The sequence below is a fragment of the Streptomyces sp. NPDC087422 genome (assembly GCF_044744145.1).
GTDB lineage: Bacteria > Actinomycetota > Actinomycetes > Streptomycetales > Streptomycetaceae > Actinacidiphila.
Genome location: NZ_JBIUXT010000006.1, coordinates 452,306 through 478,794, shown reverse-complemented (window position 1 = coordinate 478,794; position 26,489 = coordinate 452,306). Strand labels below are relative to the sequence as shown.

Genomic DNA, 26,489 nt, shown 5'->3' with positions numbered 1-26,489 from the left:
GACAGCGGAAACACAGTCATCGCACAGCACTCACGAGACACGACCGGGAGACGGCGAAGTGGTCACCAAGGATCAGCGGCGGCGGCAGCTCGCCCGGGAGAAGTTCGAGCGGCAGCAGCAGCGGCGGGTGCAGATGCGCCGCAAGTCGCGGACGCGCAATTCGGTGATCGCCGCCGTGCTCGCCGTGGTCGTCATCGGCGGCGGTTCCGCCTGGGGCCTGGGCGCCTTCGACAGCAACAGCAAGAAGAAGTCCACGGACGACGCGGCGGCCAACGCCAGCGCGTCGCCGTCGGCGACCCCCTCGAAGGCGCCGGACCCGTGCGGCAAGGCGGACGCGGGCGCGCCGGGCACGGAGCAGTGGAAGACCGAGCCGAAGATGGCGATCGACAAGAGCGCGAAGTACACCTTCACGCTCCAGACGACCTGCGGCTCGATCCCGATCGCGCTGGACGCGGCGAAGGCCCCCGACACCACGAACTCCTTCAAGTTCCTCGCGGACAAGGGCTTCTTCGACCACACCAAGTGCCACCGGCTGACCACCGAGGGCATCTTCGTCCTCCAGTGCGGCGACCCGACCGCGCAGGGCAACGGCGGCCCCGGCTACACGATCCCGGACGAGAATCTGACGGCGTTCGGCAAGGCCGACGCGCAGAAGACCGTGACGTACCCGGCGGGCACCGTGGCCATGGCCAACACCGGCCAGGCGCACACCGGCGGCAGCCAGTTCTTCCTGGTCTACAAGGACAGCCCGCTGGCTCCGAGCTACACGCCGTTCGGCACGATCGACGCCGCCGGTATGAAGGTGCTCGACAAAATCGCCGCCGCGGGCGCCCAGCCCGCCGACCAGACGACGGGCAACACCGCGCCGAACGCGACCGTGGTGATCAACAAGGCGACCGTCAGCAAATCCTGATTGGGCCCGCATCGGATGCGGACAGCCGGGGTGCTGGTCGCCTATGTTGGCGTTGGACCGGTCAGGGCGTGCGGCCCAACCGGTGAAATTCTGTGGAAGATGTCCGGCCGTGAGCCGGCCGGGCATCACGTGGAGGAGGCGCTGTGAGCAGCGACCCGTGGGGCCGCGTCGATGAGACGGGGACCGTGTACGTGCGTACGGCCGACGGGGAGAAGGAGGTCGGTTCGTGGCAGGCGGGTTCTCCTGAGGAGGCGCTCGCCTACTTCGAGCGCAAGTACGAAGGACTCGTCGTGGAGATCGGCCTCCTCGAACGACGGGTGCGGACCACCGATCTCGCGCCCAAGGACGCGCTGGCCGCGATCGAGCACCTGCGCGTCTCGGTGACCGAGGCGCACGCGGTGGGCGATCTGGCGGCGCTGGGCGAACGGCTCGACGCGCTGGTCGCGCTGGTGGACTCCCGGCGCGAGGAGCGCAAGGCGGCCAGGGCGAAGCAGAGCGAAGAGGCGAAGGTCGCCAAGGAGCAGCTTGTCGCGGAGGCCGAGCAGCTCGCCGAGAGCGAGCAGTGGCGGACCGCGGGCGAGCGGCTGCGCGCCCTGGTCGACACATGGAAGGGCCTGCCGCGACTCGACCGCAAGGCGGACGACGAGCTGTGGCACCGCTTCAGCCACGCCCGTTCGGTGTTCTCCAAGCGCCGCAAGGCGCACTTCGCGTCGCTCGACGCGCAGCGCGAGGAGGCCAGGCGGACGAAGGAGAAGCTGGTCACCGAGGCGCAGTCGCTGTCGAACTCGACGGACTGGGGGCCCACCGCGGCCCGCTACCGCGAGCTGATGACGGAGTGGAAGGCGGCCGGGCGTGCGCAGCGCGAGGCCGAGGACGATCTGTGGAACCGCTTCCGCGGCGCCCAGGACGTCTTCTTCGCCGCCCGCTCCGAGGTGTTCGCCGAGCGGGACACCGAGCAGCGCGACAACCTCGCGCTCAAGGAGGAGCTGGTCGTCGAGGCCGAGAAGCTGCTCCCGGTGACCGAGCTGAAGTCGGCGCGTGCCGCCTTCCGCTCGCTCAACGAGCGCTGGGAGGCCATCGGGCACGTGCCGCGGGACGCGCGGCCGCGGATCGAGGCCCGCATGCACGCGGTGGAGCGTGCGCTGGCCGAGTCCGAGGAAGCCGAGTGGCGGCGCACCAACCCCGAGGTCCGGGCGCGAGCGGCCGGTCTGACCGGCCAGCTCCAGGCGGCGGTCGAGAAGCTCCAGAAGCAGATCGACGCGGCGCGCTCCGCGGGGAACACCGCGAAGGCGGACAAGCTCCAGTCGGAGCTTGACGGGCGTCAGGCGCTGCTGGACGCGGCCCTGAAGGGCATGGGCGAGTTCGGCGGCTGACCGGCCGCTCGCACGCCCGACGGCCCCGGCACTCATGGTGAGTGCCGGGGCCGTCGGGCGTCCGCGGGCCGGTGGTGGGTCGTGCCCGCCCGCCCGCGGCCTCGCTTACCTCTGGCGGCCCGAGGTCACCCGGTAGACGTCGTAGACGCCCTCCACGCCGCGTACCGCCTTCAGGACGTGGCCCAGGTGCTTCGGGTCGCCCATCTCGAAGGTGAAGCGGGAGGTGGCGACGCGGTCGCGGGAGGTCTGGACGGCCGCGGACAGGATGTTGACGTGCTGGTCGGACAGCACGCGGGTGACGTCCGAGAGCAGCCGGGACCGGTCGAGGGCCTCGACCTGGATGGCGACCAGGAAGACCGACGACTGGGTGGGCGCCCACTCGACCTCGATCATCCGCTCGGGCTGCTGCGAGAGCGAGTCCACGTTGACGCAGTCGGCGCGGTGCACCGAGACGCCGTTGCCGCGGGTGACGAAGCCGATGATCGGGTCGCCCGGCACCGGGGTGCAGCAGCGGGAGAGCTTGACCCAGACGTCGCTGGCGCCCTTGACGATGACACCGGGGTCGGCGTTGGCCCGCCGCTTGGTGCGCCCCTGTGTGGGGGTGGTGATCTCCGCGATGTCCTCGGTGGCGCCCTCTTCGCCGCCGAGCGCGTCGACCAGCTTCTGCACGACGGACTGCGCGGTGATGTGCCCCTCGCCGATCGCCGCGTAGAGCGCGGAGATGTCGGGGTAGCGCATCTCGTGCGCGAGGGTGACCAGCGAGTCGCCGGTGAGCACCCGCTGGATCGGCAGATTCTGCTTGCGCATCGCGCGGGCGATGGCTTCCTTGCCCTGCTCGACCGCTTCCTCGCGGCGCTCCTTGGAGAACCAGGCGCGGATCTTGTTGCGCGCCCGCGGCGACTTGACGAAGCCCAGCCAGTCGCGGGACGGCCCCGCCCCGGCGGCCTTGGAGGTGAAGACCTCGACGGTGTCGCCGTTGTCGAGCGTCGACTCCAGCGGTACGAGGCGGCCGTTGACACGGGCGCCTATGGTCCGGTGGCCGACCTCGGTGTGCACGGCGTACGCGAAGTCCACCGGGGTGGCGCCCGCGGGCAGCGCTATCACGTCGCCCTTGGGCGTGAAGACGAAGACCTCGCTCTGCGAGAGGTCGAAGCGCAGCGACTCCAGGAACTCGCCGGGGTCCTCGGTCTCCTTCTGCCAGTCCAGGAGCTGGCGCAGCCACGCCATGTCGTTGACCGCGTCGTCCTTCTTGTCGGACCGCGGGCTGTCGGTGCGCACCTTGGAGGCGCCCGCCACCGCCTCCTGCTTGTACTTCCAGTGCGCGGCGATGCCGTACTCGGCGCGGCGGTGCATGTCGAAGGTACGGATCTGCAGTTCGACGGGCTTGCCGCTGGGCCCGATGACCGTCGTGTGCAGCGACTGGTACATGTTGAACTTGGGCATCGCGATGTAGTCCTTGAACCGGCCGGGGACCGGATTCCATCGCGCGTGGATGGTGCCGAGCGCCGCGTAACAGTCGCGGACGGTGTCGACCAGGACGCGGATGCCCACCAGGTCGTAGATCTCCGCGAAGTCCCGGCCGCGGACGATCATCTTCTGGTAGACGCTGTAGTAGTGCTTCGGGCGGCCGGTGACGGTGGCCTTGATCCGGGCGGCGCGCAGGTCCTGCTGGACCTGGTCGGTGACCACGGCGAGGTATTCGTCGCGCTTGGGGGCGCGCTCGGCGACCAGCCGGACGATCTCGTCGTACATCTTGGGGTAGAGGATCGCGAAGGCGAGGTCCTCCAGCTCCCACTTGATGGTGTTCATGCCCAGCCGGTGCGCCAGCGGGGCGTAGATCTCCAGGGTCTCGCGGGCCTTCTTCTCCTGCTTCTCGCGCTTGAGATAGCGCATCGTGCGCATATTGTGCAGCCGGTCGGCGAGCTTGATCACCAGGACGCGGGGGTCCTTGGCCATCGCGACGACCATCTTGCGCACGGTCTCGGCCTGCGCGGCCTCACCGAATTTGACCTTGTCGAGCTTGGTGACGCCGTCGACCAGCAGCGCCACCTGGTCGCCGAAGTCGCGGCGCAGCGCGTCCAGGCCGTACTCGGTGTCCTCGACGGTGTCGTGCAGCAGCCCGGCCATCAAGGTGGCGGGGTCCATGCCCAGTTCGGCGAGGATCGTGGTGACGGCCAGCGGGTGCGTGATGTACGGGTCGCCGCTCTTGCGCTTCTGGCCGCGGTGCCAGCGCTCGGCGACCTGGTAGGCCCGCTCGATCTGCCGGAGCTGGGCGCTGTCGCCCTTCGGGTCGTTGCCCCGCACCACGCGCAGCAGCGGTTCGAGCACCGGGTTGTACGGGCTGGAGCGCTGCACGCCGAGCCGGGCGAGGCGGGCACGGACGCGGCTGGAGGAGGCCCCGGGACGCGTCGGCGCGACGCTGCCGGGCGTACGCACCGGGCGTACGGCGGGCGCGGCCGGTTCGGGCGCGGCGGGCTTGGCGGGCGCGGGAGCGGGGGTGGGTGCGGCGGTCCGGCTGTCGGCGGACGTCCCCGTGCCACCCGCGGCCGGTTCCTTCCCGCCCGCGGCGTCGAGTGGCTGGGCCTGGTCTGGCAAGAGCACTCCTCACGCGGGGTAGAAGTTCCATGGTATCGACCTGCGGCGAGAGGCGGGCGCCCGAGCCCGCCGGGCGCCCGCCTCAGGGCCCCGTACGGGCCCCGCGTACGCCGTGCGGGGCCGCAGGACGCTCGTAGGAGGCCGTAACCGGGCCCCGCGGACCCGAATGGCGTACGAGAGCCCGTACGCGGCCCGAGAGCCCGTACGCGGCCCGGAGCGCGTCAGATCGCGACGAGGGTGTCCAGGGGGGCGTCCCCCAGGACCCGGGCCAGCCGCGCCCGGCCGCCGAGGAAGCCCAGCTCCAGCAGGACGGCCACGCCCGCGACGGTCGCGCCGGTCCGCCGGATCAGCTCCAGCGAGGCTTCCGCGGTGCCGCCGGTGGCCAGGACGTCGTCGATCACCAGGACGCGGTCGCCCTCGGCGAAGGCGTCGACCTGCACCTCGATCTCGGCGGTGCCGTACTCCAGGTCGTACGACTGCGCCAGGGTCTTTCCGGGCAGTTTGCCCGCCTTGCGGACCGGGACGAAGCCGAGGCCCGCGCGGGCGGCGGCCGGGGCGGCCAGGATGAAGCCGCGGGCTTCGAGGCCGACGACCTTGGTGGCGCCGTGCCGCGCGCACAGGGCGGCGAGCGCGTCCACCAGGGCGCTGAAGGCGGCGGGGTCGGCCAGCAGCGGGGTGATGTCCTTGAAGATCACGCCGGGCTGGGGGTAGTCCGGAACGTCGCGGATGCGGCCGAGCAGCAGTTCCCTGAGCTCGGCGGAGGCTGCGTCCGTGGTGGTCATCGCGCTACTTTCGTCGGTTCATGTCGCGTCGGTCCATGACGTGCTTGTCGTTCCACGGCGCTTCGGGCCATGGAGCGCTCATCGGTCGACGAGGGTCGGTCGATGAGGGTCGGAAAACGGAAAATCGCCGCCGCCCGGTCGGTGTCGACCGGGCGGCGGCGATTCACGGTCAGCGCCGCTTGCCCGAGGGGCGGTTGCGGCCACCACGGGTACCGCGGTTGGCGGACGCGCCGCGGGTGCCGCCGGAACGGCTGCCCGGGGCGGTGCCCTGGGCCCGCGGGCCCACCACACCGGCGCCGGCCGCTGCGGCTTCCGCCTGGTCGTCGTCGTCCCCGTCCCCGTCCTCGGGGTCGGCGGGCTCCTCGCCGCGGGCGGCCGCCTCGGCGGCCTTCGTGGCGTCGGAGGCCCGGCGGGCGAGCACCCGCTTGCGGACCTGCTTCATCGCCGGGTCGCGCTCCTTGAGGTCCGCGACGATCGGGGTCGCGATGAAGATCGAGGAGTACGCACCGGCGGTGAGGCCGACGAACAGCGCGAGCGCGATGTCGTTGAGCATGCCCGCGCCGAGGATGCCGCCACCGATGAAGAGCAGCGCGCCGACCGGCAGCAGGGCGACGACCGTGGTGTTGATCGACCGCACCAGGGTGCCGTTGAGGCTGCGGTTGGCGATCTCGCTGTAGGTGTACCTGTTCTGCTTGGTGATGTCCTTGGTGGACTCCTTCAGACCGTCGAAGACGACGACGGTGTCGTAGAGGGAGTAACCGAGGATGGTGAGCAGACCGATCACCGTGCCCGGTGTGACCTCGAAGCCCACGATGGCGTAGACACCGACCGTGATCGTGAGGTCGTGGAGCAGGGCGATCAGTGCCGCGACGGCCTTGCGCCACTCGAAGGCGATGGCCAGATAGGCGACCACCAGCACCAGGAAGATGATCAGACCCTGAAGGGCCTTGTGGGAGATCTCCTTGCCCCAGCTCGGACCGACGATCTGCGCGTCGATGTCCTTGAGCGGGATGCCCAGTTCCTTGGAGATGTTCTGCTGGACGGACTTGGACGCCTCGGTGGAGATGTCGCTGACCTGGATGCGGAGCTTTCCGCTGCCCAGCTTCTGGATCGTCGCGTCGTGGCCGGCGGTGTGGCCCTCGATCTTGCTCTGCGCGTCCGCGACCGAGATGGAGGTCTTGGCAGTGGTGAAGTCCGCGCCGCCGGAGAACTCGATGCCGAGCTTGAGGCCGTTGACCACCAGGCCGACCGCGGCGACGACCGTGATCAGGATCGATACGCCGTACCAGATCTTGCGGTGGCCGACGAAGTCGTACGCGATCTCGCCGCGGTGCAGCCGGTGACCGAGATTGCTGAGCTTGGACATCAGGCTTCCTTCGTCTCGGTGGGCCGGTTGTGGCGGACGCTCCGACGCAGCGGCGCCTTCACGCCGAGCGCCTTGGGATCGAGACCGGACCACCTGTGGCCCTGAGCGAAGAACGGGCGACGGGCGAGGATCGTCATCAGCGGCTTGGTGAACAGGAACACCACGACGACGTCGAGCACGGTGGTGAGACCGAGCGTGAACGCGAAGCCCTGGACCTTGCCGACCGTCACGGTGAACAGCACGGCGGCGGCGAGGAAGGACACGAAGTCCGACACCAGGATGGTGCGCCGGGCGCGCGGCCAGCCGCGGGCGACCGCGGGTTGCAGCGAGCGGCCCTCACGGAGCTCGTCCCTGATCCGTTCGAAGAAGACGATGAACGAGTCGGCGGTGATACCGATGGCGACGATGGCACCACAGACCGCGGGCAGGTTCAGTGCGAAGCCGATCGCCTCACCGAGCAGACACATGATCGTGTAGGTGAGCGCGCCCGAGACCACGAGGCTCGCGAGCGCCACCAGGCTCAGTCCGCGGTAGTAGGCGAACATGTAGAGCACGACCAGGACGAGGCCGACGGCGCCGGCGATCAGACCGCCGCGGAGCTGCTCGCCGCCGAGGGCGGGAGAGACCGTGGTCGTGTCCTGGATGGAGAACGCCAGGGGCAGCGAGCCGTACTTCAGCACGTTCGCCAGGTCCTCGGCGGACTTCTGGGTGAAGCTGCCGGAGATCTGGGCGCTGCCGCCGGGCAGGGCCTGGGAGACCGACGGGGCCGAGACGACGTTGCCGTCCAGGTCGATCGCGAACTGGTTGTTCGGCTGGGCCTGGGAGGCGAGGTCGCCGGTGACCTTGGTGAACTGGCTGGCGCCCTTGGAGTCGAACGTCAGGTTGACGACCCAGCCGTTGCCCTGCTGCGAGTCGAAGTTCGCGCTGGCGCCGGAGACGCGCTTGCCGTCGATCAGCGTCGGGCCGAGCGCGTACTTGATCCACTGGTTGCCCTGCTGACCGCAGGCGACGACCTTGTCACCGGGCTTGGTGCCCTTGCTGGCCGCGGTGCGCTGCGTGGGGTCGGTGCAGTCGAGCTTGTCGAGCTTCGCCTGGAGGTCGGCGGGGATCGACAGGTCGGCGGCGCCCGTGCCGGGCGTGGTCGCCGGGTTGCTGGGCGTCGCGGTGGGCGTCGGTGTCGGCGCCTTGTTCACACTCGACTTCAGCGCGTCGGTGACGGCGCGGCCCTGCGGACTGGACGTGGTGCTCCCGGTGGCCTTCGGGGTGCCCGTCGCGCTGGGCGTGCCGCTCGGCTTCGGCGTCGTACCGCCGGAGGCAGAGGGGCTGGCCGAGGGCTTGGGCGCGGCCGTGGCCGGGTTGCCGTCCGCGGCGGTCAGCACCTGGCGGAAGGCGAGCTGCGCGGTGGTGCCCACCTGCTGCTCGGCCTGGGCGGCGTTGGTGCCCTTGGGGATGTTGACGATGATGTTGTTCGATCCCTGGGTCTGCACCTCCGCCTCGGAGACACCGAGTCCGTTGACACGGCGGTTGATGATGCTGACCGCCGTGTTCATATTGGACTTGGTGACCGCGTTCCCCTGGTCCGCCTTGGCGGTCAGCGTGATGCTGACACCGCCGGCCAGGTCGATGCCCAGTCGGGGAGTGGTGTTGCCGGAGAGGAACATTCCTCCGGTCAGCGCCACCAGGGCGATCACGATCACGGCCAGAGCGCGCCCGGGGTATCCCTGACTCCCCGGGGACGGCCTGCGGCCCTTGTTGGCTGCTGCCACCTTCTTGATTCTCCCTGTCCTACCGCCCCTGAGCCTGCACGCTCATGGGGTGGCCACGAAGTTGTGAGAGCCGGACCCTTACTTGGACGTGGAGTCGGGGCCGTCCTGCCCCGGCGCGTCCTCGGTCTTGCTCAGATCGATGCGGTGCTCGCCCGAGTCCTTGGCGTCCTTCTTGACGTCGTCCGTCGCAGCGGCATCCCCGGAAGCCGCGTCGGCGGTGACGTCGCCTTCGGTGTCCTCGGTGTCGTCGTGCTCGATCTCCTCCGGCTCGATGCCGTGCACGATCCGGTTGAACTCCTCTTCGGCCAGCACGGCGCCGATGGCGTTCTTCGCGAAGTGTGCGTGCACCCCGTCCGTCAGCTCAAGGAGGACCGTCTCCTCGTTCACTTCCTTGACCACGGCGTACATGCCACCGATCGTGCGGACGCCCGATCCGGGCTCCATCTGGTTCCGCATGGTCAGTGCCTGGCGCTGCTTGTTCTTGGCCGAGCGCGTCATCATGAACATGACGCCAACAATCAGGACCAAGGGGAGGAGAGTGACGATACTCACGGTCTGGACGTTCCTTCGCACGGCCAACGTGGGGCTGGCCTGGGTTTCGGGATGTGGGTGCCGATCCGGAGGAAGGGCGTCGGCGGAGTCTAAGCGCTGGCTCGCCGCCTGAACAACGCCAAGCATGGCACTGGGGTTCCTGAAGGGGCGAGTCTATCGGCGGTCACGGTCCGAACAACCCGCTCTGTCCGGGTCCGGCGGGATTGTGCGGCGGTACCAGACCGAGGTGCGTCCAGGCCGCGGGCGTGGCCACCCGGCCGCGCGGTGTCCGGGCCAGCAGGCCCTCCCTGACGAGGAACGGCTCGGCGACCTCCTCGACGGTCTCGCGCTCCTCGCCGACCGCGACGGCGAGCGTGGACAGACCGACGGGCCCGCCGCCGAAGAGCTTCAGCAGCGCCTGGAGCACGGCCCGGTCCAGCCGGTCGAGACCGCGCTCGTCCACCTCGTAGACCTCCAGCGCCTTGGCGGCGATCTCCCGGCTGATCACACCGTCCGCCCTGACCTGGGCGTAGTCGCGGACCCGGCGCAGCAGCCGGTTGGCGATCCGGGGGGTGCCGCGGGAGCGTCCGGCGATCTCGGCGGCGCCGTCGTCGGCGACCTCGACGTCCAGCAGCCCGGAGGAGCGGCGGATGACCTTCTCCAGTTCGGCGGGGGCGTAGAACTCCATGTGGCCGGTGAAGCCGAAGCGGTCGCGCAGCGGCGGCGGCAGCAGTCCGGCCCTGGTGGTGGCGCCGACCAGGGTGAAGGGCGGCAGTTCCAGCGGGATCGCGGTCGCGCCGGGGCCCTTGCCGACGATCACGTCGACCCGGTAGTCCTCCATCGCCATGTAGAGCATTTCCTCGGCGGGCCGTGACATCCGGTGGATCTCGTCGAGGAAGAGCACCTCGCCCTCCTGGAGCGAGGACAGGATCGCGGCGAGGTCGCCCGCGTGCTGGATGGCGGGTCCCGAGGTGATCCGGATGGGCACGCCCATCTCGGCCGCGATGATCATCGACAGCGTCGTCTTGCCGAGGCCGGGGGCGCCGGAGAGCAGGACGTGGTCCGCGGTGCCCTGGCGCTGGCGGGCGGCCCTGAGCACCAGGTCGAGCTGCTGCCGTACGCGCTCCTGCCCGATGAACTCCCCCAGGTCCTTGGGGCGCAGCGCCGCCTCGACCGCCTGGTCCTCATGGTCGGCGGTGGCGCCGACCAGTCGCTCCGGCCGCTCGTCGGTGGCGTCGTCCCAGTTCATGGTTGGTCTCTCGGGTCGGTGTGGGGTCGGCGGTACGGACCGGCGTCACCGGTACGGGTGCGGCCGGCGGCGTCAACAGGGCGGTCAGCGGGTGCGGTTGAGGGTCTGGAGGGCCGCGCGCAGCAGCGCGCCGACGTTCGGCTCCCGCTCGGCCTCGGCCTGCGGGGTGACGGCGGCGACCGCCTCGTCGGCCTCGCGGGTGGCGTAGCCGAGGCTGAGCAGCGCGGCGTGCAGCTGCTCGCGCCAGGAGTCGCCGACCGGGCTGCCGATTCCCCGGTCCGCGCCGGAGCCGACCGGTTCGCCCAGCCGGTCCTTCAGCTCCAGGAGCAGCCGCTGCGCTCCCTTCTTGCCGATGCCGGGCACCGCGGTCAGCGCCTTCTCGTCGCCGACCGCGACCGCGGAGCGCAACGCGTCCGGGGTGTGCACGGCGAGCATCGTCTGGGCGAGCCTTGGGCCGACTCCGCTGACGGTCTGGAGCAGTTCGAAGACCTGCCGCTCGTCCTCGTCCGCGAAGCCGTAGAGGGTGAGCGAGTCCTCGCGGACCACCAGGGAGGTGGCGAGCTTGGCGGGCTGGCCGATCCGCAGCGCGGCCAGGGTGTTCGGGGCGCACTGGACGGCCATGCCCACGCCGCCGACCTCGATGACCGCGGTGTCGGGGGCGAGCGCGGCGACCTGGCCGCTGACGAAGGCGATCACTTGGCGGACTCCTGGGGTCGTACGGGGCGGTGGGCGGCGATGGCCTGCTGGAGGCGGTTGGTGGCGGCGCCGCGCCAGATGTGACAGATGGCCAGTGCCAGCGCGTCGGCGGCGTCGGCCGGTTTCGGCGGGGCGTCGAGCCGCAGCAGCCGGGTCACCATCGCGCCGACCTGCGCCTTGTCGGCCCGGCCGCTGCCGGTGACGGCCGCCTTGACCTCGCTGGGGGTGTGCAGGTGGACGGGCAGGCCGCGGCGGGCGGCGCACAGCATGGCGACCGCGCTCGCCTGGGCGGTGCCCATCACGGTGCGCACATTGTGCTGGCTGAAGACCCGCTCCACGGCGACCGCCTCCGGGCGGTGTTCGTCGAGCCACTCCTCGATGCCGCGTTCGATCAGGACGAGCCGGTCGCCGATCTCCGCGTCGGCCGGGGTGCGTACGACGCCGACGCCGACCATCGTCAGCGGGCGTCCGGGAACGCCGTCCACCACTCCGATGCCGCACCGGGTCAGACCCGGGTCCACGCCGAGCACTCGCATGCCGCCCCCTTCCGCGCCCGTCAGCCGCCGTCTTCGCCAACCTGTTCGTGCAGGTTATCGGTTGGGGCCGACAAACAGCGGAGGGGCCGACGGGGTGTGTCCCGTCGGCCCCTCCGGCTGACCGTCCGTCAGGGTCCGCTCGCGCGCGGCCCCGGCGTCACCGCCTGAGCGCGGCTCAGGCGTCGACCTTCTCCATGACCTCGTCGGAGACGTCGAAGTTGGCGAAGACGTTCTGCACGTCGTCGCTGTCCTCCAGCGCGTCGATGAGCTTGAAGATCTTGCGCGCGCCGTCCTCGTCCAGCTCCACCTGCATGGTGGGCAGGAAGTTGGCGTCGGCCGAGTCGTAGTCGATCCCGGCCTCCTGGAGCGCCTTGCGGACCGGCACCAGGTCGGTGGCCTCGCTGATCACCTCGAAGGACTCACCGAGGTCGTTGACCTCCTCGGCGCCCGCGTCGAGCACCGCGTCCAGCACGTCGTCCTCGCCCAGCTCAGCCTTGGGGACGATCACCACGCCCTTGCGGTTGAACAGGTACGACACCGAGCCCGGATCGGCCATCGAGCCGCCGTTGCGGGTCATGGCCACCCGCACGTCGGACGCGGCGCGGTTGCGGTTGTCGGTCAGGCACTCGATGAGCACCGCGACACCGTTGGGACCGTAGCCCTCGTACATGATCGTCTGGTAGTCGGCGCCACCGGCTTCGAGACCGGCGCCGCGCTTGACCGCGCTGTCGATGTTCTTGTTCGGTACCGAGCTCTTCTTCGCCTTCTGGATGGCGTCGAACAGCGTCGGGTTGCCGTCCGGGTCGGCGCCACCGGTCCGCGCCGCGACCTCGATGTTCTTGATCAGCTTCGCGAAGAGCTTGCCGCGCTTGGCATCGATCACGGCCTTCTTGTGCTTGGTCGTAGCCCATTTAGAGTGGCCGGACATCCGACTGTCTCCTTCGCGTCACCAAATGCTGTCTTTCGTCGCGCCGTCGATCCTACCGGGATCCGGTCAGCCCGCCGCGCGCACAGTGTCCACGAAGAATTCATGGACCCGGTGGTCGCCGGTCAGTTCGGGGTGGAACGACGTGGCGAGCACATTGCGCTGACGGACGGCGACGATGTGGCCACCGTACTCGGCGAGCACCTCCACGTCCGCACCCACCGACTCGACCCACGGCGCGCGGATGAAGACGCCCTCGACCGGGCCGCCCTCGACGCCCGTGACGTCGACGACCGCTTCGAAGGACTCGTTCTGCCTGCCGAAGGCGTTGCGGCGGACGATCATGTCGATGCCGCCGAAGGTCTCCTGGCCGGACCTGGGATCGAGGATCTTGTCGGCGAGCATGATCAGTCCCGCGCAGGTGCCGTAGACCGGCAGGCCGCCGCGGATCGCCTCGCGCAGCGGTTCCATCAGGCCGAAGAGCACGGCGAGCTTGGAGATGGTGGTGGACTCGCCGCCGGGTATCACCAGGCCGTCGATTCCGGCCAGTTCCTCCGGGCGCCGGACGGGACCGGCCGCGGCGTCCGCCGCGGCCAGTGCCGTCAGATGCTCCCGGACGTCGCCCTGGAGTGCCAGGACGCCGATGGTGGGAGAGCTGGTCATCGTCGCCTTACCAGCCGCGGTTGGCGTAGTGCTCGGACTCCGGGAGGGTGTCGATGTTGATGCCGACCATGGCCTCGCCGAGGTTGCGGGAGGCGTCCGCGATGACCTTCGGGTCGTCGAAGAAGGTGGTGGCGCGGACGATCGCGGCGGCGCGCTTGGCCGGGTCGCCGGACTTGAAGATGCCGGAGCCGACGAAGACGCCCTCGGCGCCGAGCTGGCGCATCAGCGCGGCGTCGGCCGGGGTGGCCACACCGCCCGCGGAGAACAGCACGACGGGCAGCTTGCCCAGCACCGACACCTCCTTGACCAGCTCGTACGGGGCGCGCAGGTCCTTGGCGGCGGCGTACAGCTCGTTGTTGTCCAGGCCCTTGAGGCGGGAGATCTCGCCCTTGATCTGGCGCAGGTGGCGGACGGCCTCGACCACGTTGCCGGTGCCGGCCTCGCCCTTGGAGCGGATCATGGCCGCGCCCTCGGCGATCCGGCGCAGGGCCTCGCCGAGGTTGGTGGCGCCGCAGACGAAGGGGGTGGTGTAGGCCCACTTGTCGGAGTGGTTGACCTCGTCGGCGGGGGTCAGCACCTCGGACTCGTCGATGTAGTCGACGCCGAGCGCCTGGAGGACCTGGGCCTCGACGAAGTGGCCGATCCGGGACTTGGCCATCACGGGGATGGACACCGCGTTGATGATGCCCTCGATCATGTCCGGGTCGGACATCCGGGCCACACCGCCCTGCGCGCGGATGTCGGCCGGAACCCGCTCCAGTGCCATGACGGCGACGGCGCCCGCGTCCTCGGCGATCTTCGCCTGCTCCGGGGTGACGACATCCATGATCACGCCGCCCTTGAGCTGCTCGGCCATACCGCGCTTGACGCGTGCGGTGCCGGTCTCGGGGGTGGTGGCGGAGGGGCTGGTGGACACGGTGACCTCACTCGCTGACGAAATCGGTGGCTTTTCTCCATGGTCCGGCCGGTCGCCGGGGGCGGGAAAGGGCCAATTCCGCCGCGGTGGCTCCCCGCGGGCCGGCGGGTGGCCGTGTGGCCCGCGCGGATCGGTGTGTCCGGCGGGTGCCGGTGCGCTCCGTGGTGCCGGGGCGTTCAGTGCGACCCGGCGCCGTCCGCCGTGAGCGGCACCGGCGGCTCGTCGTCCATCTCGAAGGCCAGCGGGAAGGGGGCGTGGCCCGCGAGCCGGAACCAGCGCACCACGCGGTGTCTGCGGACCGCCCGCGCGGCGCGTACCGCGTCGTTGTGGAAGCGCCGGGCCATCGGCACCCGCCGTACCGACTGGGTCAGCTCCTTGATCGCCTCGGTGCCGCCCGGCGCCTCCCCGATCTCGGCGACCGCGCCCGGCTCGGAGAAGACCGCGCGCAGCGCCTGGCTCAGCTCGCTCTCGGCGACCTCCCGCTGCTCCGGCTCGGCCTGCCGGGCGGCGTGCGCGGACTCGTACAGCACGATCGACGCGGCCGGGTCCAGCACACCGGCCGTGGCCAGTTCCTGGGCCACCGAGGCGCGGCGCAGCAGTTGCGCGTCCAGGGCGGCGCGCGCCGCGTCGATCCGGGCGTGCAGGCGGTCGAGGCGCCCGGCCGTCCAGCTCAGGTAGAGGCCGATCGCGACGATCGCGACCGCGACCCAGATGATGGTGGTCACTGTCAGTCCCTTGCCAGGCCGAATCTCGCCCGAAGGCTGGTGCGTTCGTCCGCGGCGACATGCGCGGCGCCGTCGGTGACGGTCTCGTAGACGGACAGGATGTCACCGCCGACCACCGACCAGTCGAAACGCCGCACATGGGCGCTGCCGCGGGTGCGCAGTTCGGTACGGCGGGCGGGGTCGCCGAGCAGCCGCAGGGCGGCGGCGGCGAGCGCGTCGGCGTCCTCGTTGGCGAAGAGTTCGCCCGCCGCGCCCTGGTCGAGGACCTGCGCGAAGGCGTCGAGGTCGCTGGCGAGCACGGCGGCGCCCGCCGACATCGCCTCGACCAGGATGATCCCGAACGACTCGCCGCCGGTGTTGGGCGCCACGTAGACGTCGACGCTGCGCAGCAGCCGCGCCTTGTCCTCGTCGCTGACCATGCCGAGGAATTCGACCCGGTCGCGCATCGCCTCGGGCAGCGACTCGACGGCCTCCTCCTCGTCGCCGCGGCCCGCGACCAGCAGCCGGGTGCCGGGCCGCTCGGCGAGGATCTTCGGCAGTGCCCGGATCAGCACGGGCAGGCCCTTGCGCGGCTCGTCGATCCGCCCGATGAAGCCGATCGTGCCGCCCTGCCACTCCTTCTTGGGCTCGGCCCGCGCGAAGAAGTCCACGTCGACGCCGTTGGGGATGACGACCGCGTCGCCGCCCAGGTGCTCGACCAGGGTGCGGCGGGCGTACTCGCTGACCGCGATCCTGGCCCTGATCTTCTCCAGCGCGGGTTGCAGGATCGGGTACGCGGCGATCATCGCGCGCGACCGCGGGTTGGAGGTGTGGAAGGTGGCCACGATCGGGCCCTGCGCCGCCCAGCAGGCCAGCAGGCCGAGCGAGGGCGAGGCGGGTTCGTGGATGTGGATGACGTCGAAGTTGCCGTCGTGCAGCCAGCGGCGGACCCGGGCGGCGGACAGGAAGCCGAAGTTGAGCCGGGCGACCGAGCCGTTGTACGGGACCGGCACGGCGCGGCCCGCCGACACCACGTACGGCGGCAGCGGTGTCTCGTCGTCGGCGGGGGCGAGCACGGAGACCTCGTGGCCGAGACCGATCAGGTGCTCGGCGAGGTCGCGGATGTGGAACTGGACGCCGCCGGGGACGTCCCAGGAGTACGGGCAGACGATCCCGATCCTCACGTTTTCTCCGTTCCGGAGTGGTCAGGTGGGCCGCCGGCCGTACCGCCCCGCGGGGAGACGCCGGACGTGCCCTCCGCCGTTGCTCCCGCGCTCTCCCCCGCCGTGTCGGCGCCGCCCGCCGGGGGTTCGGGGCGGGGTTCGAGGTCGGACAGCCACAGGCGTTGCAGCATGTGCCAGTCCTCGGGGTGCTCGGCGATGCCGGAGGCGTACGCGTCGGCCAGTCGCTGCGTCATCGCGGCCGTCTTGGACGTACGGTCGCCGGTCGCGGGGACCTCGACCGGCGGGTGGACGCGGCCGCGCATGACGGGCGACTCGTCGTACCAGAGGGTGACGGGGAGCAGCAGCGCTCCGGTCTGCTGGGCGAGCATGGCCGGGCCCGCGGGCAGCCGGGTGCGCTCGCCGAAGAAGTCGACCTCGACGCCGCTGGCCGACAGGTCGCGGTCGGCGACCAGGCAGACCAGGCCGCCGGACCGCAGCCGCCGGGCCAGGGTGCCGAAGGCGGCGCCGCCGGTGTGCGGCAGCACCTCCATGCCCAGGCTCTCGCGGTAGGCGACGAAGCGGTCGTACAGCGTCTCGGGCTTCAGGCGCTCGGCGACGGTGGTGAAGGGGGTGTCGAGCGCGGTGGTCACCCAGGCGCCGGCCAGGTCGTAGTTGGCCATGTGCGGCAGCGCCAGGATGACGCCGCGCCCGGCGGCGAGGCCGTCGGTCAGGTAGTGGACGTCGGCGGGGTCGAAGCCGCCGCGGATGCGGTCCTTGCTCCAGGCCGGGAGCCGGAAGGACTCCATCCAGTAGCGCAGGTAGGACCGCATGACCGAGCGCGACAGCGCGCGCAGCCGTGCCTCGTCGGCGTCCGGCACGACCCGGACCAGGTTGGCCTCGAGGCGTCGGACGCCCTTGCCGCGCTGCCGCCACGTGACGTCCGCGATGGCGCGGCCGAGCGCTCGGGCGGCCGGTTCCGGCAGCGTCTTGACCGCGCTCCAGCCGAGCCCGTAGAGCCCGTCGGCGAGGCTCCCCCTGAGCCGCGCGGCCCGGGAGGCGTCCTCGCTCACGCGCTGCTCCCCTGCCCCGCGGCGGCGGCTGCGGCTGCGGCGTCGGCCTCCGCGGACTCGCGGCGTACGGTGACGACCCGCTGGACGAGGGTGACCAGGCTGCCCGCGGCGACCGCCCACAGGGCGATCGGCAGCAGGTACTGGATGCCGGGGACGCCGAATTTGTGCAGGCCGGCGAAGCCGCACAGGGTCAGCGTGATCACCAGGCGCTCGGCGCGCTCGACCAGGCCGTTGACGTTCACCGGCAGGCCGATCGCCTCGCCGCGCGCCTTGGTGTAGGACACCACCTGGCCGCTGGCCAGGCAGAAGATCGTCACCGCGCACAGCACGAGGTCGTCGCCGCGGCCCGCGTACCACATGGCGAGTCCGCCGAAGATGCCCGCGTCGGCGACCCGGTCGAGGGTCGAGTCGAGGAAGGCGCCCCAGCGGCTGGAGACCCCGGCCTGGCGGGCCATGTTGCCGTCCACCAGGTCGGAGAAGACGAAGAGCGTGATCACCACGGTGCCCCAGAAGAACTCGCCCCTGGGATAGAAGGCCAGTGCGCCCGCCATGACACCCGCGGTGCCGAGCAGGGTCACCGCGTCGGGGCTGACCCCCTTGCGGAGCAGAAATGCGGCGAACGGCGTGAGAACACGCGTGAAGAACGCACGCGCGTACTTGTTCAGCATGGCCTTCCCGACAGGTCGGAGGATGGTGTCACGGCGGCCGGAGCGGCAGCCGGATGGCCCATCGTAGCCAGCCCGCGCGCACCGGATGTCCCAGGCCGTGCCGGAGCGGCGGGGGCGGCGGCCCGGCGTACGACGTATGGACGCACCCGGACGGCCGTGGGAAGGTCGAAAGACCGCGGGCGTCGTCGAGGCCGCCTGTGCGTGGAGCGGTCTCCCGTGGCGCCCCTGTGACGCGCCCCCCACCGAGGGCGCGGTCCGTGCAGTGAGGACCGGGAGGCGAGAACGCGTGGGTGGTGCAGCGGACAGGAGAGACGCACAGCCAGGAGCCGCCGGAAGGGCACCGGCGGCCGACCGCCCCGAGAACGTGCGCAATGTGGTGCTGGTCGGCCATTGCGGATCAGGCAAGACGACATTGGTGGAGGCGCTGGCGCTGACCACCGGCGCGGTGAACCGGGCGGGCCGGGTCGAGGACGGCGGCTCGGTGTCCGACCACGACGAGATCGAGCAGCGGCAGCAGCGCTCCGTACAGCTCTCGCTCGTCCCCGTGGAGTGGGGCGGGATCAAGGTCAATTTGCTGGACACCCCCGGCTACGCCGATTTCGTCGGGGAGTTGAGGGCCGGTCTGCGCGCCGCGGACGCGGCCCTGTTCGTCGTGTCGGCCGCGCAGGACGGCGAGGGCATCGGCGGCGCGACCCGGATGGTGTGGGAGGAGTGCGCGGCCGTCGGGATGCCGCGGGCGGTCGTGGTGACGCACCTGGAGTCGGTGCGGGCCGGTTTCGAGGAGATGGCGGCGCAGTGCGCGGCGGAGTTGGGCGGCGACTCCCCCGATTCGGTGCTGCCGCTGTATCTGCCGGTGCACGGGCCCGCGGGCCCCGACGGCCACGCCCCGGTGACGGGCCTGGCGGGGCTGCTCTCGCAGCGGGTGTACGACTACGCGTCCGGCGAGCGGGCCGAGGCCGAGCCGGACGCGGCGCTGGCGCCGCTGGTGGAGCAGGCGCGCAACCGGCTCATCGAGGGGATCATCGCCGAGAGCGAGGACGAGACCTTGATGGACCGCTACCTCGGCGGCGAGGAACTGGACGTCAAGACGCTCGTCGACGACCTGGAGCGGGCGGTGGCGCGCGGCTCCTTCCACCCGGTGCTGGCCGCCGCGCCCGCCGCGGACGGCGCCCGGCAGGGCCTGGGCACCGTGGAGCTGCTGGAGCTGATCACCGGCGGTTTCCCGACCCCGCTGGAGCGGGAGGCGCCGCCGGTCACGACGCCGGACGGCGGCGGGCGCCCCGCGCTGGTCTGCGACCCGGAGGGGCCGCTGGCCGCCGAGGTGGTCAAGACGTCCTCGGACCCGTACGTGGGCCGGATCAGTCTGGTGCGGGTCTTCTCCGGCACCCTGCGGCCGGACGAGACGGTGCACGTGTCGGGCCACGGCATGGAGGACCGCGGGCACGAGGACCACGACGTGGACGAGCGGGTCGGGGCGCTGTCGTCGCCCTTCGGCAAGCACCAGCGGCCGGTGCCCTCGGCGGGTGCGGGCGATCTGGTGTGCGTGGCCAAGCTGACCCGCGCCGAGACCGGCGACACGCTCTCGGCCAAGGACGGGCCGCTGCTGATGGAGCCGTGGGTGATGCCGGACCCGCTGCTGCCGATCGCCATCGAGGCGCACAGCAAGGCCGACGAGGACAAGCTCTCCCAGGGCCTGGCGCGGCTGGTCGCCGAGGACCCGACGATGCGTCTCGAACAGAATCCGGACACCCGGCAGGTCGTCCTGTGGTGCCTGGGCGAGGCGCACGCCGACGTCGCCCTGGAGCGGCTGCGCAACCGGTACGGGGTGCAGGTCGACGCGGTGCCGCACAAGGTGTCGCTGCGGGAGACCTTCGGCGAGCCGGTGACGGCCCGCGGGCGGCACGTCAAACAGTCCGGCGGGCACGGGCAGTTCGCGATCTGCGACATCCAGGTGGAGCCGCTGCCGGTCGGCTCCGGCATCGAGTTCGTGGACAAGGTGATCGGCGGGGCGGTGCCGCGGCAGTTCATCCCGTCGGTGGAGAAGGGCGTCCGCACCCAGGCCGCCCGCGGGGTCGCGCTCGGCTTCTCGGTGGTCGACATCCGGGTCACCCTCACCGACGGCAAGGCGCACTCGGTGGACTCCTCCGACGCCGCCTTCCAGACCGCGGGCGCGCTCGCCCTGCGCGAGGCCGCCGCGGGCGCGCCCATCCATCTGCTGGAACCGATCTGCGAGGTCGGCGTGCTGGTGCCGGACGCGTACGTCGGTTCGGTGATGAGCGATCTGTCGGGGCGGCGCGGCCGGGTGCTGGGCACCGAACCGGCCGCAGACGGGCGGTCGGTGGTGCGCGCCGAGGTCCCGGAGATCGAGATCGGCCGCTACGCCGTCGATCTGCGGTCGCTGTCGCACGGCACCGGCCGGTTCAGCCGGCACTACGCGCGGCACGAGCCGATGCCCGCCCAACTGGCCACGAGACTGCGCCGGCAGGAGGAGAAGGACGAGGCGACCGCGCACGGCAGATGACGGGCGCGCGACGGAGAATCAGCGCCGGCGGACGCCGGAACAGCGCCGGTAAGTCGCCAAGTGGACATGTCCGCTGGCCAATCGGCGGCTCGCGGCCACGCCGCGGGCCGTCGCGCCGCTAATCTGGAGACTGCTCCGAACGTGTGACGTTCACCCGTGCGGGGAATGGGCCGGTCGGAGCCGTATGGACCGGTGAACCGGTGGATGTACGGGACTGGCGACTGGGGGCCTGTGGTGACGGACGGTATCGGGTTCGATTTCAGCCCAGGTGCGCAGATTCCGCTGACCGGCAGCGACGGTGAGACCGGTGCGACCCAGGCGCTGGCGTCCGCCGCGTACCGCGACACTCCGGTGACGACGCTGGTCGACGCCAACAGCGAGGCGAGCGTCAAGGCGCCGCGGCTGTCGCTGTTCGCGCCGAATCTGGGCGAGGCGTTCTCCCGCGCCATCCAGGTCAGGATGCTGGGCGCGGCGCGCAGTGAACTGGTGCAGTCCTTCGGTGTGGTGCCGCAGACCGTGGTGGAGCACGCGCTGGCCGCCAACCGGATCCGGCAGGAGCGCGACAACCGGCTGACCGTGGTGATGGGCGTGTGCGGGGTGCTGTTCCTGCCCGGCGTGCTGCTCTGGCTCGGCGCCTTCCAGTTGCGCAAGTCGCTCGGGTCGCTGAAGGCGCGGGGCAACAAGTCGGGGGCCTTCGGGGCCGTCGTGCTGGCCGTGGCCGCCGCCTTCACCGTGCTGCTCGCGGTACGGCCGCCGTTCAGCGGTTTCTGGCAGCAGTATTTCCGCGTCCTGATGATCGCGCCGATCATCGGCTGGTTCTGGGCGAAGCGGATCTGCGAGGCCACCGCGAAGGATCTGCGCAGCCGCTGGGCGGGCCTGGTCGCGGGCACCGCGGTCGGCGCGAAGATCCCCGAGGCGGTGCCGCGCAACCCCAACCAGACCCGCGCGGAGCTGCTGCGGCAGAGCCTGGCCAAGCTGTCCGCGGAGCAGAACAGCAATGTCGTCTTCTACGCGGGGCCCAAGGGCATACTCGGCATGGGCAGCCGGTGGGCGAACTGGCAGATGGCCGAGGAGCTGATCCCGCGCGAGGGACTGGCCGAGATCCACCCGTTCCGGAGCTGGGACGTCATCCGCGCCATCCACGACCAGCTACGGATGATCGAGCGCGGCCCGCTGCACACCGGCGGCTTCCCCAAGCCGTCGATAAAGCACTGGGTCGTGGTGCCGGTCGGCGAGGGCGCGGGCAAGATCTCCCGGCCCACCGGGCCTGAGGTCGACTCGTTCTCGGTCAAGGACTTCGAGATCCAGCGGATCTGCAACACGCAGCAGTTCGGCAAGGGCAACCGGCACTATCTGGGCATCCAGTTCACCCTCTGGGACGGCAATCTCGTCATCACGCTGATGACGACGGTGACGGTGCTGGCGCACACCCTGCGGATCGAGGTCACCGGGCACGCGCTCGGCCCGATCCACGGGATCTTCACCTCCGGGCCGCCCGCGAAGGAGAAGACGATCACCAAGCCGGTGAAGTTCTGGGAGACCAGGACCGTACAGCTCCCGCTGATCGAGTCGGACGAGGTGGTACGGCTGGCCGCCCGCGCGCCGCTGACCCGCTTCCCCGCCGTGCTGGACTACCTCGGCGGCACGCTGAAGCTGCCCGAGCCGTTCGGGCTGCGGCACACGTGGGCCGACAAGCCGTGGAAGCACCGGTTCATGGCCGACGACGCGCTGCGCGCGGCCACTCCGGTGCTGCGGGCGGTGCACGCCGCCGCGATCCAGGTGATGAGCGAGAACGGCGTGGACACCTCGCACTTCACCAGCCGCTCGATGATGCTGAGCGGTCTGTCGCAGAGCGTGGAGCCCAGGAAGGCCGACGCGTACGACGCCTAGGACCTGTCCGGGCTCCGGCTCCGGCTCCCGCTCATGCGGGGTTCAGGGGGACGGGACGTTTCAGGGCGACGGGACGTCCGTCAGGAGGGCCAGACGTCCGCGAGCATCTTGCGGGTGTCGGCGAGGAGCTGCGGCAGCACCTTCGTGTGTCCGACGACCGGCATGAAATTGACGTCGCCGCCCCAGCGCGGCACCACGTGCTGGTGCAGGTGCGCGGCGATCCCGGCGCCCGCCACATCGCCCTGGTTCATCCCGATGTTGAAGCCCTGCGCGCCGGAGGCGGACCGCAGGGCGGTCATCGCCTGCTTGGTCAGCACGGCCAGTTCCGCCGTCTCGGCGCCGTCCAGCTCGGTGTAGTCCGCGACGTGCCGGTAGGGCACCACCATGAGGTGCCCGCTGTTGTACGGGTACAGGTTGAGCACCGCGTACACGTGCTCGCCGCGCGCGATGACGAGGCCGTCCTCGTCGGACTCGGCCGGGACCGCGCAGAACGGACATCCATCACCGGCACCGGGGCCGGTGGGCTTGTTCTCGCCCTGGATGTACGCCATCCGGTGCGGGGTCCACAGGCGCTGGAACGCGTCCGGCACCCCCGCTCCGATCTGCTGTTCCGGCTCACTCGTCATGCCGTTCAGCATAGGACTTCCCCCGGAGCACGCGTGCTGCGGGGGAAGTCCCGGATCTCACGGGCGGCGGACGTCGGCGCCGTCAGACCTGGATGCGGCGCTCCACGGCGTCCACCATCTCGGCGATGGCCTCGTCGCGCGGAATGCCGTTCTTCTGCGAGCCGTCGCGGTAGCGGAAGGAGACCGTGCCGCCGGACATGTCCTCGTCGCCGACGATGACCATGTAGGGCACCTTCAGCTTCTGCTGGTTGCGGATCTTCTTCTGCATGCGGTCGGAGGACGCGTCCACGTCGACCCGCAGGCCCTTGCGCCTGGCCTCCGCCGCGAACTCCTGGAGGTACGGCACGTGCGCGTCGCCGATCGGGATGCCGACCGCCTGCACCGGGGCGAGCCAGGCCGGGAAGGCGCCCGCGTAGTGCTCGAGCAGCACGGCGAAGAACCGCTCGATCGAGCCGAACAGCGCGCGGTGGATCATCACCGGGCGGTGCTTGGTCCCGTCGGGGCCGGTGTACTCCAGGTTGAACCGCTCGGGCAGGTTGAAATCGAGCTGCACGGTCGACATCTGCCAGGTGCGGCCGATGGCGTCCTTGCACTGCACGGAGATCTTCGGGCCGTAGAAGGCGGCGCCGCCCGGGTCGGGGACCAGCGGCAGCCCCTGCTTCTCGGCCACCTTGCGCAGCGTCTCGGTGGCCTCCTCCCAGACCTCGTCGGAGCCGACGAACTTCTCCGGGTCCTTGGTGGACAGCTCCAGGTAGAAGTCGGTCAGTCCGTAGTCGCGCAGCAGATTCAGCACGAAGGTGAGCGTGGTGTCCAGCTCGTCGGCCATCTGCTCCTTGGTGCAGTAGATGTGCGCGTCGTCCTGGGTGAAGCCGCGGGCCCGGGTCAGACCGTGCACGACGCCGGACTTCTCGTACCGGTACACGGTGCCGAACTCGAAGAGCCGCAGCGGCAGTTCGCGGTAGGACCGGCCGCGGGCGTCGAAGATCAGATTGTGCATCGGGCAGTTCATGGGCTTGAGGTAGTAGTCCGTGCCCTCGTCGAGCTGCATGGGCGGGTACATGCCGTCGGCGTACCAGTCCAGGTGGCCCGAGGTCTCGAACAGGGTGCCCTTGGTGGCGTGCGGGGTGTAGACGAACTCGTACCCCTCCTCCTCGTGCCGCCTGCGCGAGTAGTCCTCCATGGTGCGGCGGATGATGCCGCCCTTGGGGTGGAAGACCGCGAGGCCCGAGCCGATCTGCTCGGGGATGGAGAAGAGGTCCAGCTCATTGCCCAGCTTGCGGTGGTCGCGCTTGGCGGCCTCCTCCAGGAAGTCCAGATGCGCCTTCAGCTCTTCCTTGGTGGGCCAGGCGGTGCCGTAGATCCGCTGGAGCATCGGGTTCTTCTCGCTGCCGCGCCAGTACGCCGCCGCGTTGCGCATCAGCTTGAAGGCCGGGATGTTGCGGGTGCTGGGCAGGTGCGGGCCCCGGCAGAGGTCCTTCCAGCACAGCTCGCCGGTCTTCGCGTCCAGGTTGTCGTAGATGGTCAGCTCGCCGGCGCCGACCTCGACGTCCGCGCCGTCGTCCGAGGACGCGGCGCCGCCCTTGAGGCCGATCAGCTCCAGCTTGTACGGCTCGTCGGCCAGCTCCTCGCGGGCGGCCTCGTCGGTCACGACCCGGCGCGAGAAGCGCTGGCCGCGCTTCTGGATCTCCTGCATCTTCTTCTCGACGGCCTTGAGGTCGTCGGGGGTGAACGGCTTCTCGACGTCGAAGTCGTAGTAGAAGCCGTCCTTGACCGGCGGCCCGATGCCGAGCTTGGCCTCGGGGTGCAGCTCCTGTACGGCCTGCGCCATCACGTGCGCGGTGGAGTGCCGCAGGATGTTGAGGCCGTCCTGGCTGGTGATGTCCACCGGCTCGACCTCGTCGCCGTCGGCGAGGGCGTACGCGAGGTCCTTCAGCTCGCCGCCGACGCGGGCGGCGATCACGGACCGCTCGCCGGGGAACAGTTCGGCCGCGGTCGTGCCCGTCGTGACCGTCCGCTCTTCCAGCTCAACGGAATCGCGTTTGATGATCACACGGACATCTGACACCGGTCTGCTCCTGACTCAGGTCCTGCTGGCTGTGGTGACTCGGCGGCGGCGGGCGCCGCACCGCTGAATCGTACCGAGCCGCGAGGGCTGCCCGCGAAGCGATAACCCGCGGGGGTGGCGGCGCGAGGTGCCGTGAGCCCCGACGACCGGCCGCATCGCGGTCCTCATCCCTGGGGCCGGTCCTGAGGACGACCCTGGGGACGGCCGCCGAGCGGCGGTGCCGGGGCGTCGTCGCCGAGCGGTGTCCGGCTGAAGTCCAGCGGCAGCCGCACGTTCCGGTAGCGGCCGACCGCCGGATGCTCCAGGGTCTCCACGGTGCGCCGCTCGCGCAGATAGTCGTCGTCGGCCAGGGACTCCAGGGTGCGTACGGGCGCGCAGGCGATCCTCGCGGTCCGGCACGCCGACACAATCCGCGCGACGGTCCGGCCGGACACGTAGTCCGCGATGACCGCCTGGACCTCGTCCGACCGGCCGCCGCGCTGTCCCGCGGTGGCGAACCGGGGGTCGTCCAGCAGGTCGTCGCGCCCGGCGAGCACGAGGAAGCGCCGCCAGTCGGCGTCGGTGTACGGCATGACGCAGACCCAGCCGTCGCGGGCCGGATGCGGGCGCCGGGCGGGTGCCAGCGACCGCGCCCACCCGATGTCGCCGCGCGGCGGGTCGAAGGTGTGGCCCGCGAGGTGCTCGACGAGGTTGAACGCGGCCATGTTGTCGACCATCGGCACGTCCACCCACTGGCCGTGGCCGTCGCGCAGGCGGCTGTACAGGGCCGAGACCGTCGCGAGCGCCATCAGGAGGCCGCAGGTCTTGTCGGCCGTGACCGACGGCGAGTACGCCGGTTCGCCGCCGCGCAGGCGGTAGCTGTCGGCCATGCCGGACAGCGCCTGGACCGTGTCGTCGTAGCCGGAGACGTCGCGCAGGCCGGAGCGGGAGCTGTACGCCTGTCCGGTGCAGAGCACGATGTCGGGACGGACCCGCGCGAGCGCGTCGTAGTCGAGGCCGAGCCGTTCGCGTGCGCTCGGCAGGATGTTGGTCACCACCGCGTCGGCCCCGGTCACCAGGTCGGTGAAGCGGCGTCGGTCCTCCCCCGTGGCCAGGTCGAGCACCACGGAGGTCTTGTTGCGCAGCAGCCGGAGCGACAGGGCCGAGAGACCGTCGGCCGCCGTCGGCCCGATCCGGCGCCCGATGTCGCCGCCCGGCGGCTCGACCTTGACGACCTCGGCGCCGAGGTCGGCCAGCAGCGAGGTCGCGTACGGCCCCATCACCACCGACGTGCAGTCGATCACGACGGTGCCCGCCAGCGGACCGCCGCGCGGGGCCGCGTATCGCGTCGGCACGGAATCTCCTGTCGGCACGCGGTCTCCTCGAAGACGTCGGTCTCGGCCCCGGAACCGGGCCACTTGTGCGCCGGGGGCGCGGTGGCATCGTCTCCAGGACAGCCCCGGCGCCGCCCTGGAGTTGCCCACGCACTCGG

Annotated in this window: 22 protein-coding genes; 4 read left to right on the top strand and 18 right to left on the bottom strand. The window is 71.1% G+C overall.

The genetic code is table 11. The features are described from left to right. Positions 1-58 precede the first annotated feature (58 nt). Both ACIO6U_RS22065 and ACIO6U_RS22060 read left to right on the top strand, forming a co-directional pair. Positions 59-913, top strand: coding sequence for a peptidylprolyl isomerase (locus ACIO6U_RS22065; protein ID WP_401721477.1), 855 nt, complete (start codon positions 59-61; stop codon positions 911-913). Between the two features lie 143 nt (positions 914-1,056). After that, a complete protein-coding gene (locus tag ACIO6U_RS22060; RefSeq protein ID WP_188285205.1) occupies positions 1,057-2,286 on the top strand; it encodes a DUF349 domain-containing protein in 1,230 nt (409 codons plus the stop codon). A gap of 105 nt (positions 2,287-2,391) precedes the next feature. Here ACIO6U_RS22060 and ACIO6U_RS22055 read toward each other — a convergent pair whose 3' ends face one another. From ACIO6U_RS22055 to pgsA, 15 genes are all read right to left on the bottom strand, one after another. Further along, complete coding sequence (locus ACIO6U_RS22055) at positions 2,392-4,722, bottom strand: bifunctional (p)ppGpp synthetase/guanosine-3',5'-bis(diphosphate) 3'-pyrophosphohydrolase (RefSeq protein WP_355333552.1); 2,331 nt, start codon at positions 4,720-4,722, stop codon at positions 2,392-2,394. Between the two features lie 380 nt (positions 4,723-5,102). Next, positions 5,103-5,663 (bottom strand): adenine phosphoribosyltransferase, encoded by a 561-nt coding sequence (locus ACIO6U_RS22050; protein ID WP_401721474.1) that lies wholly within the window; start codon positions 5,661-5,663, stop codon positions 5,103-5,105. A 169-nt stretch (positions 5,664-5,832) separates the two neighbouring features. Further along, positions 5,833-7,029 carry a protein translocase subunit SecF gene (gene secF, locus ACIO6U_RS22045; RefSeq protein WP_355332512.1) on the bottom strand — a complete coding sequence of 399 codons (1,197 nt, stop codon included), beginning with the start codon at positions 7,027-7,029 and terminating at the stop codon, positions 5,833-5,835. Further along, on the bottom strand, positions 7,029-8,795 hold the full coding sequence (gene secD, locus ACIO6U_RS22040) for a protein translocase subunit SecD (RefSeq protein WP_355332515.1): 1,767 nt from the start codon (positions 8,793-8,795) through the stop codon (positions 7,029-7,031). The genes secF and secD overlap by 1 nt, the downstream gene beginning before the upstream one ends. Positions 8,796-8,873: 78 nt before the next feature. Continuing rightward, positions 8,874-9,347 carry a preprotein translocase subunit YajC gene (gene yajC, locus ACIO6U_RS22035; RefSeq protein WP_355332517.1) on the bottom strand — a complete coding sequence of 158 codons (474 nt, stop codon included), beginning with the start codon at positions 9,345-9,347 and terminating at the stop codon, positions 8,874-8,876. Between the two features lie 163 nt (positions 9,348-9,510). Further along, positions 9,511-10,575, bottom strand: a complete 1,065-nt coding sequence (gene ruvB, locus ACIO6U_RS22030) for a Holliday junction branch migration DNA helicase RuvB (RefSeq protein WP_355332520.1) — start codon at positions 10,573-10,575, stop codon at positions 9,511-9,513. A gap of 84 nt (positions 10,576-10,659) precedes the next feature. Continuing rightward, complete coding sequence (gene ruvA / locus ACIO6U_RS22025; protein ID WP_355332522.1) at positions 10,660-11,271, bottom strand: Holliday junction branch migration protein RuvA; 612 nt, start codon at positions 11,269-11,271, stop codon at positions 10,660-10,662. After that, positions 11,268-11,807 (bottom strand): crossover junction endodeoxyribonuclease RuvC, encoded by a 540-nt coding sequence (ruvC, locus tag ACIO6U_RS22020; RefSeq protein WP_188285212.1) that lies wholly within the window; start codon positions 11,805-11,807, stop codon positions 11,268-11,270. The genes ruvA and ruvC overlap by 4 nt, the downstream gene beginning before the upstream one ends. 175 nt (positions 11,808-11,982) lie before the next feature. Next, on the bottom strand, positions 11,983-12,735 hold the full coding sequence (locus ACIO6U_RS22015; RefSeq protein ID WP_188285213.1) for a YebC/PmpR family DNA-binding transcriptional regulator: 753 nt from the start codon (positions 12,733-12,735) through the stop codon (positions 11,983-11,985). Between the two features lie 66 nt (positions 12,736-12,801). After that, a complete protein-coding gene (gene pdxT / locus ACIO6U_RS22010) occupies positions 12,802-13,395 on the bottom strand; it encodes a pyridoxal 5'-phosphate synthase glutaminase subunit PdxT (protein WP_355332527.1) in 594 nt (197 codons plus the stop codon). Positions 13,396-13,402: 7 nt separating this feature from the next. After that, a complete protein-coding gene (gene pdxS / locus ACIO6U_RS22005; RefSeq protein ID WP_355332529.1) occupies positions 13,403-14,311 on the bottom strand; it encodes a pyridoxal 5'-phosphate synthase lyase subunit PdxS in 909 nt (302 codons plus the stop codon). A gap of 176 nt (positions 14,312-14,487) precedes the next feature. Next, positions 14,488-15,036, bottom strand: a complete 549-nt coding sequence (locus tag ACIO6U_RS22000) for a hypothetical protein (RefSeq protein ID WP_355332532.1) — start codon at positions 15,034-15,036, stop codon at positions 14,488-14,490. 2 nt (positions 15,037-15,038) lie between these two features. Further along, on the bottom strand, positions 15,039-16,199 hold the full coding sequence (locus ACIO6U_RS21995) for a glycosyltransferase family 4 protein (RefSeq protein WP_355332534.1): 1,161 nt from the start codon (positions 16,197-16,199) through the stop codon (positions 15,039-15,041). Further along, entirely contained in the window at positions 16,196-17,248 is a 1,053-nt protein-coding gene (locus ACIO6U_RS21990) for a phosphatidylinositol mannoside acyltransferase (RefSeq protein ID WP_401721466.1), read from the bottom strand. The genes ACIO6U_RS21995 and ACIO6U_RS21990 overlap by 4 nt, the downstream gene beginning before the upstream one ends. Next, positions 17,245-17,916, bottom strand: coding sequence for a phosphatidylinositol phosphate synthase (gene pgsA / locus ACIO6U_RS21985; RefSeq protein ID WP_401721463.1), 672 nt, complete (start codon positions 17,914-17,916; stop codon positions 17,245-17,247). Before pgsA ends, ACIO6U_RS21990 begins: the two co-directional genes overlap by 4 nt. Positions 17,917-18,202: 286 nt before the next feature. Here pgsA and ACIO6U_RS21980 point away from each other — a divergent pair, with 286 nt between their 5' ends. Together ACIO6U_RS21980 and ACIO6U_RS21975 are read left to right on the top strand one after the other, a co-directional pair. Beyond that, positions 18,203-20,437: an elongation factor G-like protein EF-G2 gene (locus ACIO6U_RS21980; RefSeq protein ID WP_401721460.1), complete on the top strand. Its 2,235-nt coding sequence runs from the start codon at positions 18,203-18,205 to the stop codon at positions 20,435-20,437. Positions 20,438-20,641: 204 nt separating this feature from the next. Continuing rightward, positions 20,642-22,327, top strand: a complete 1,686-nt coding sequence (locus tag ACIO6U_RS21975; RefSeq protein WP_355332546.1) for a hypothetical protein — start codon at positions 20,642-20,644, stop codon at positions 22,325-22,327. Positions 22,328-22,407: 80 nt separating this feature from the next. On the opposite strand, the gene ACIO6U_RS21970 is transcribed toward ACIO6U_RS21975, so the two are convergent. From ACIO6U_RS21970 to ACIO6U_RS21960, 3 genes are all read right to left on the bottom strand, one after another. Next, positions 22,408-22,965: an HIT domain-containing protein gene (locus tag ACIO6U_RS21970; protein ID WP_188285222.1), complete on the bottom strand. Its 558-nt coding sequence runs from the start codon at positions 22,963-22,965 to the stop codon at positions 22,408-22,410. Between the two features lie 70 nt (positions 22,966-23,035). Continuing rightward, positions 23,036-25,018, bottom strand: coding sequence for a threonine--tRNA ligase (gene thrS, locus ACIO6U_RS21965; protein WP_391160829.1), 1,983 nt, complete (start codon positions 25,016-25,018; stop codon positions 23,036-23,038). A 164-nt stretch (positions 25,019-25,182) separates the two neighbouring features. Beyond that, positions 25,183-26,352, bottom strand: coding sequence for a CaiB/BaiF CoA transferase family protein (locus ACIO6U_RS21960; RefSeq protein WP_401721455.1), 1,170 nt, complete (start codon positions 26,350-26,352; stop codon positions 25,183-25,185). Positions 26,353-26,489 lie beyond the last annotated feature (137 nt).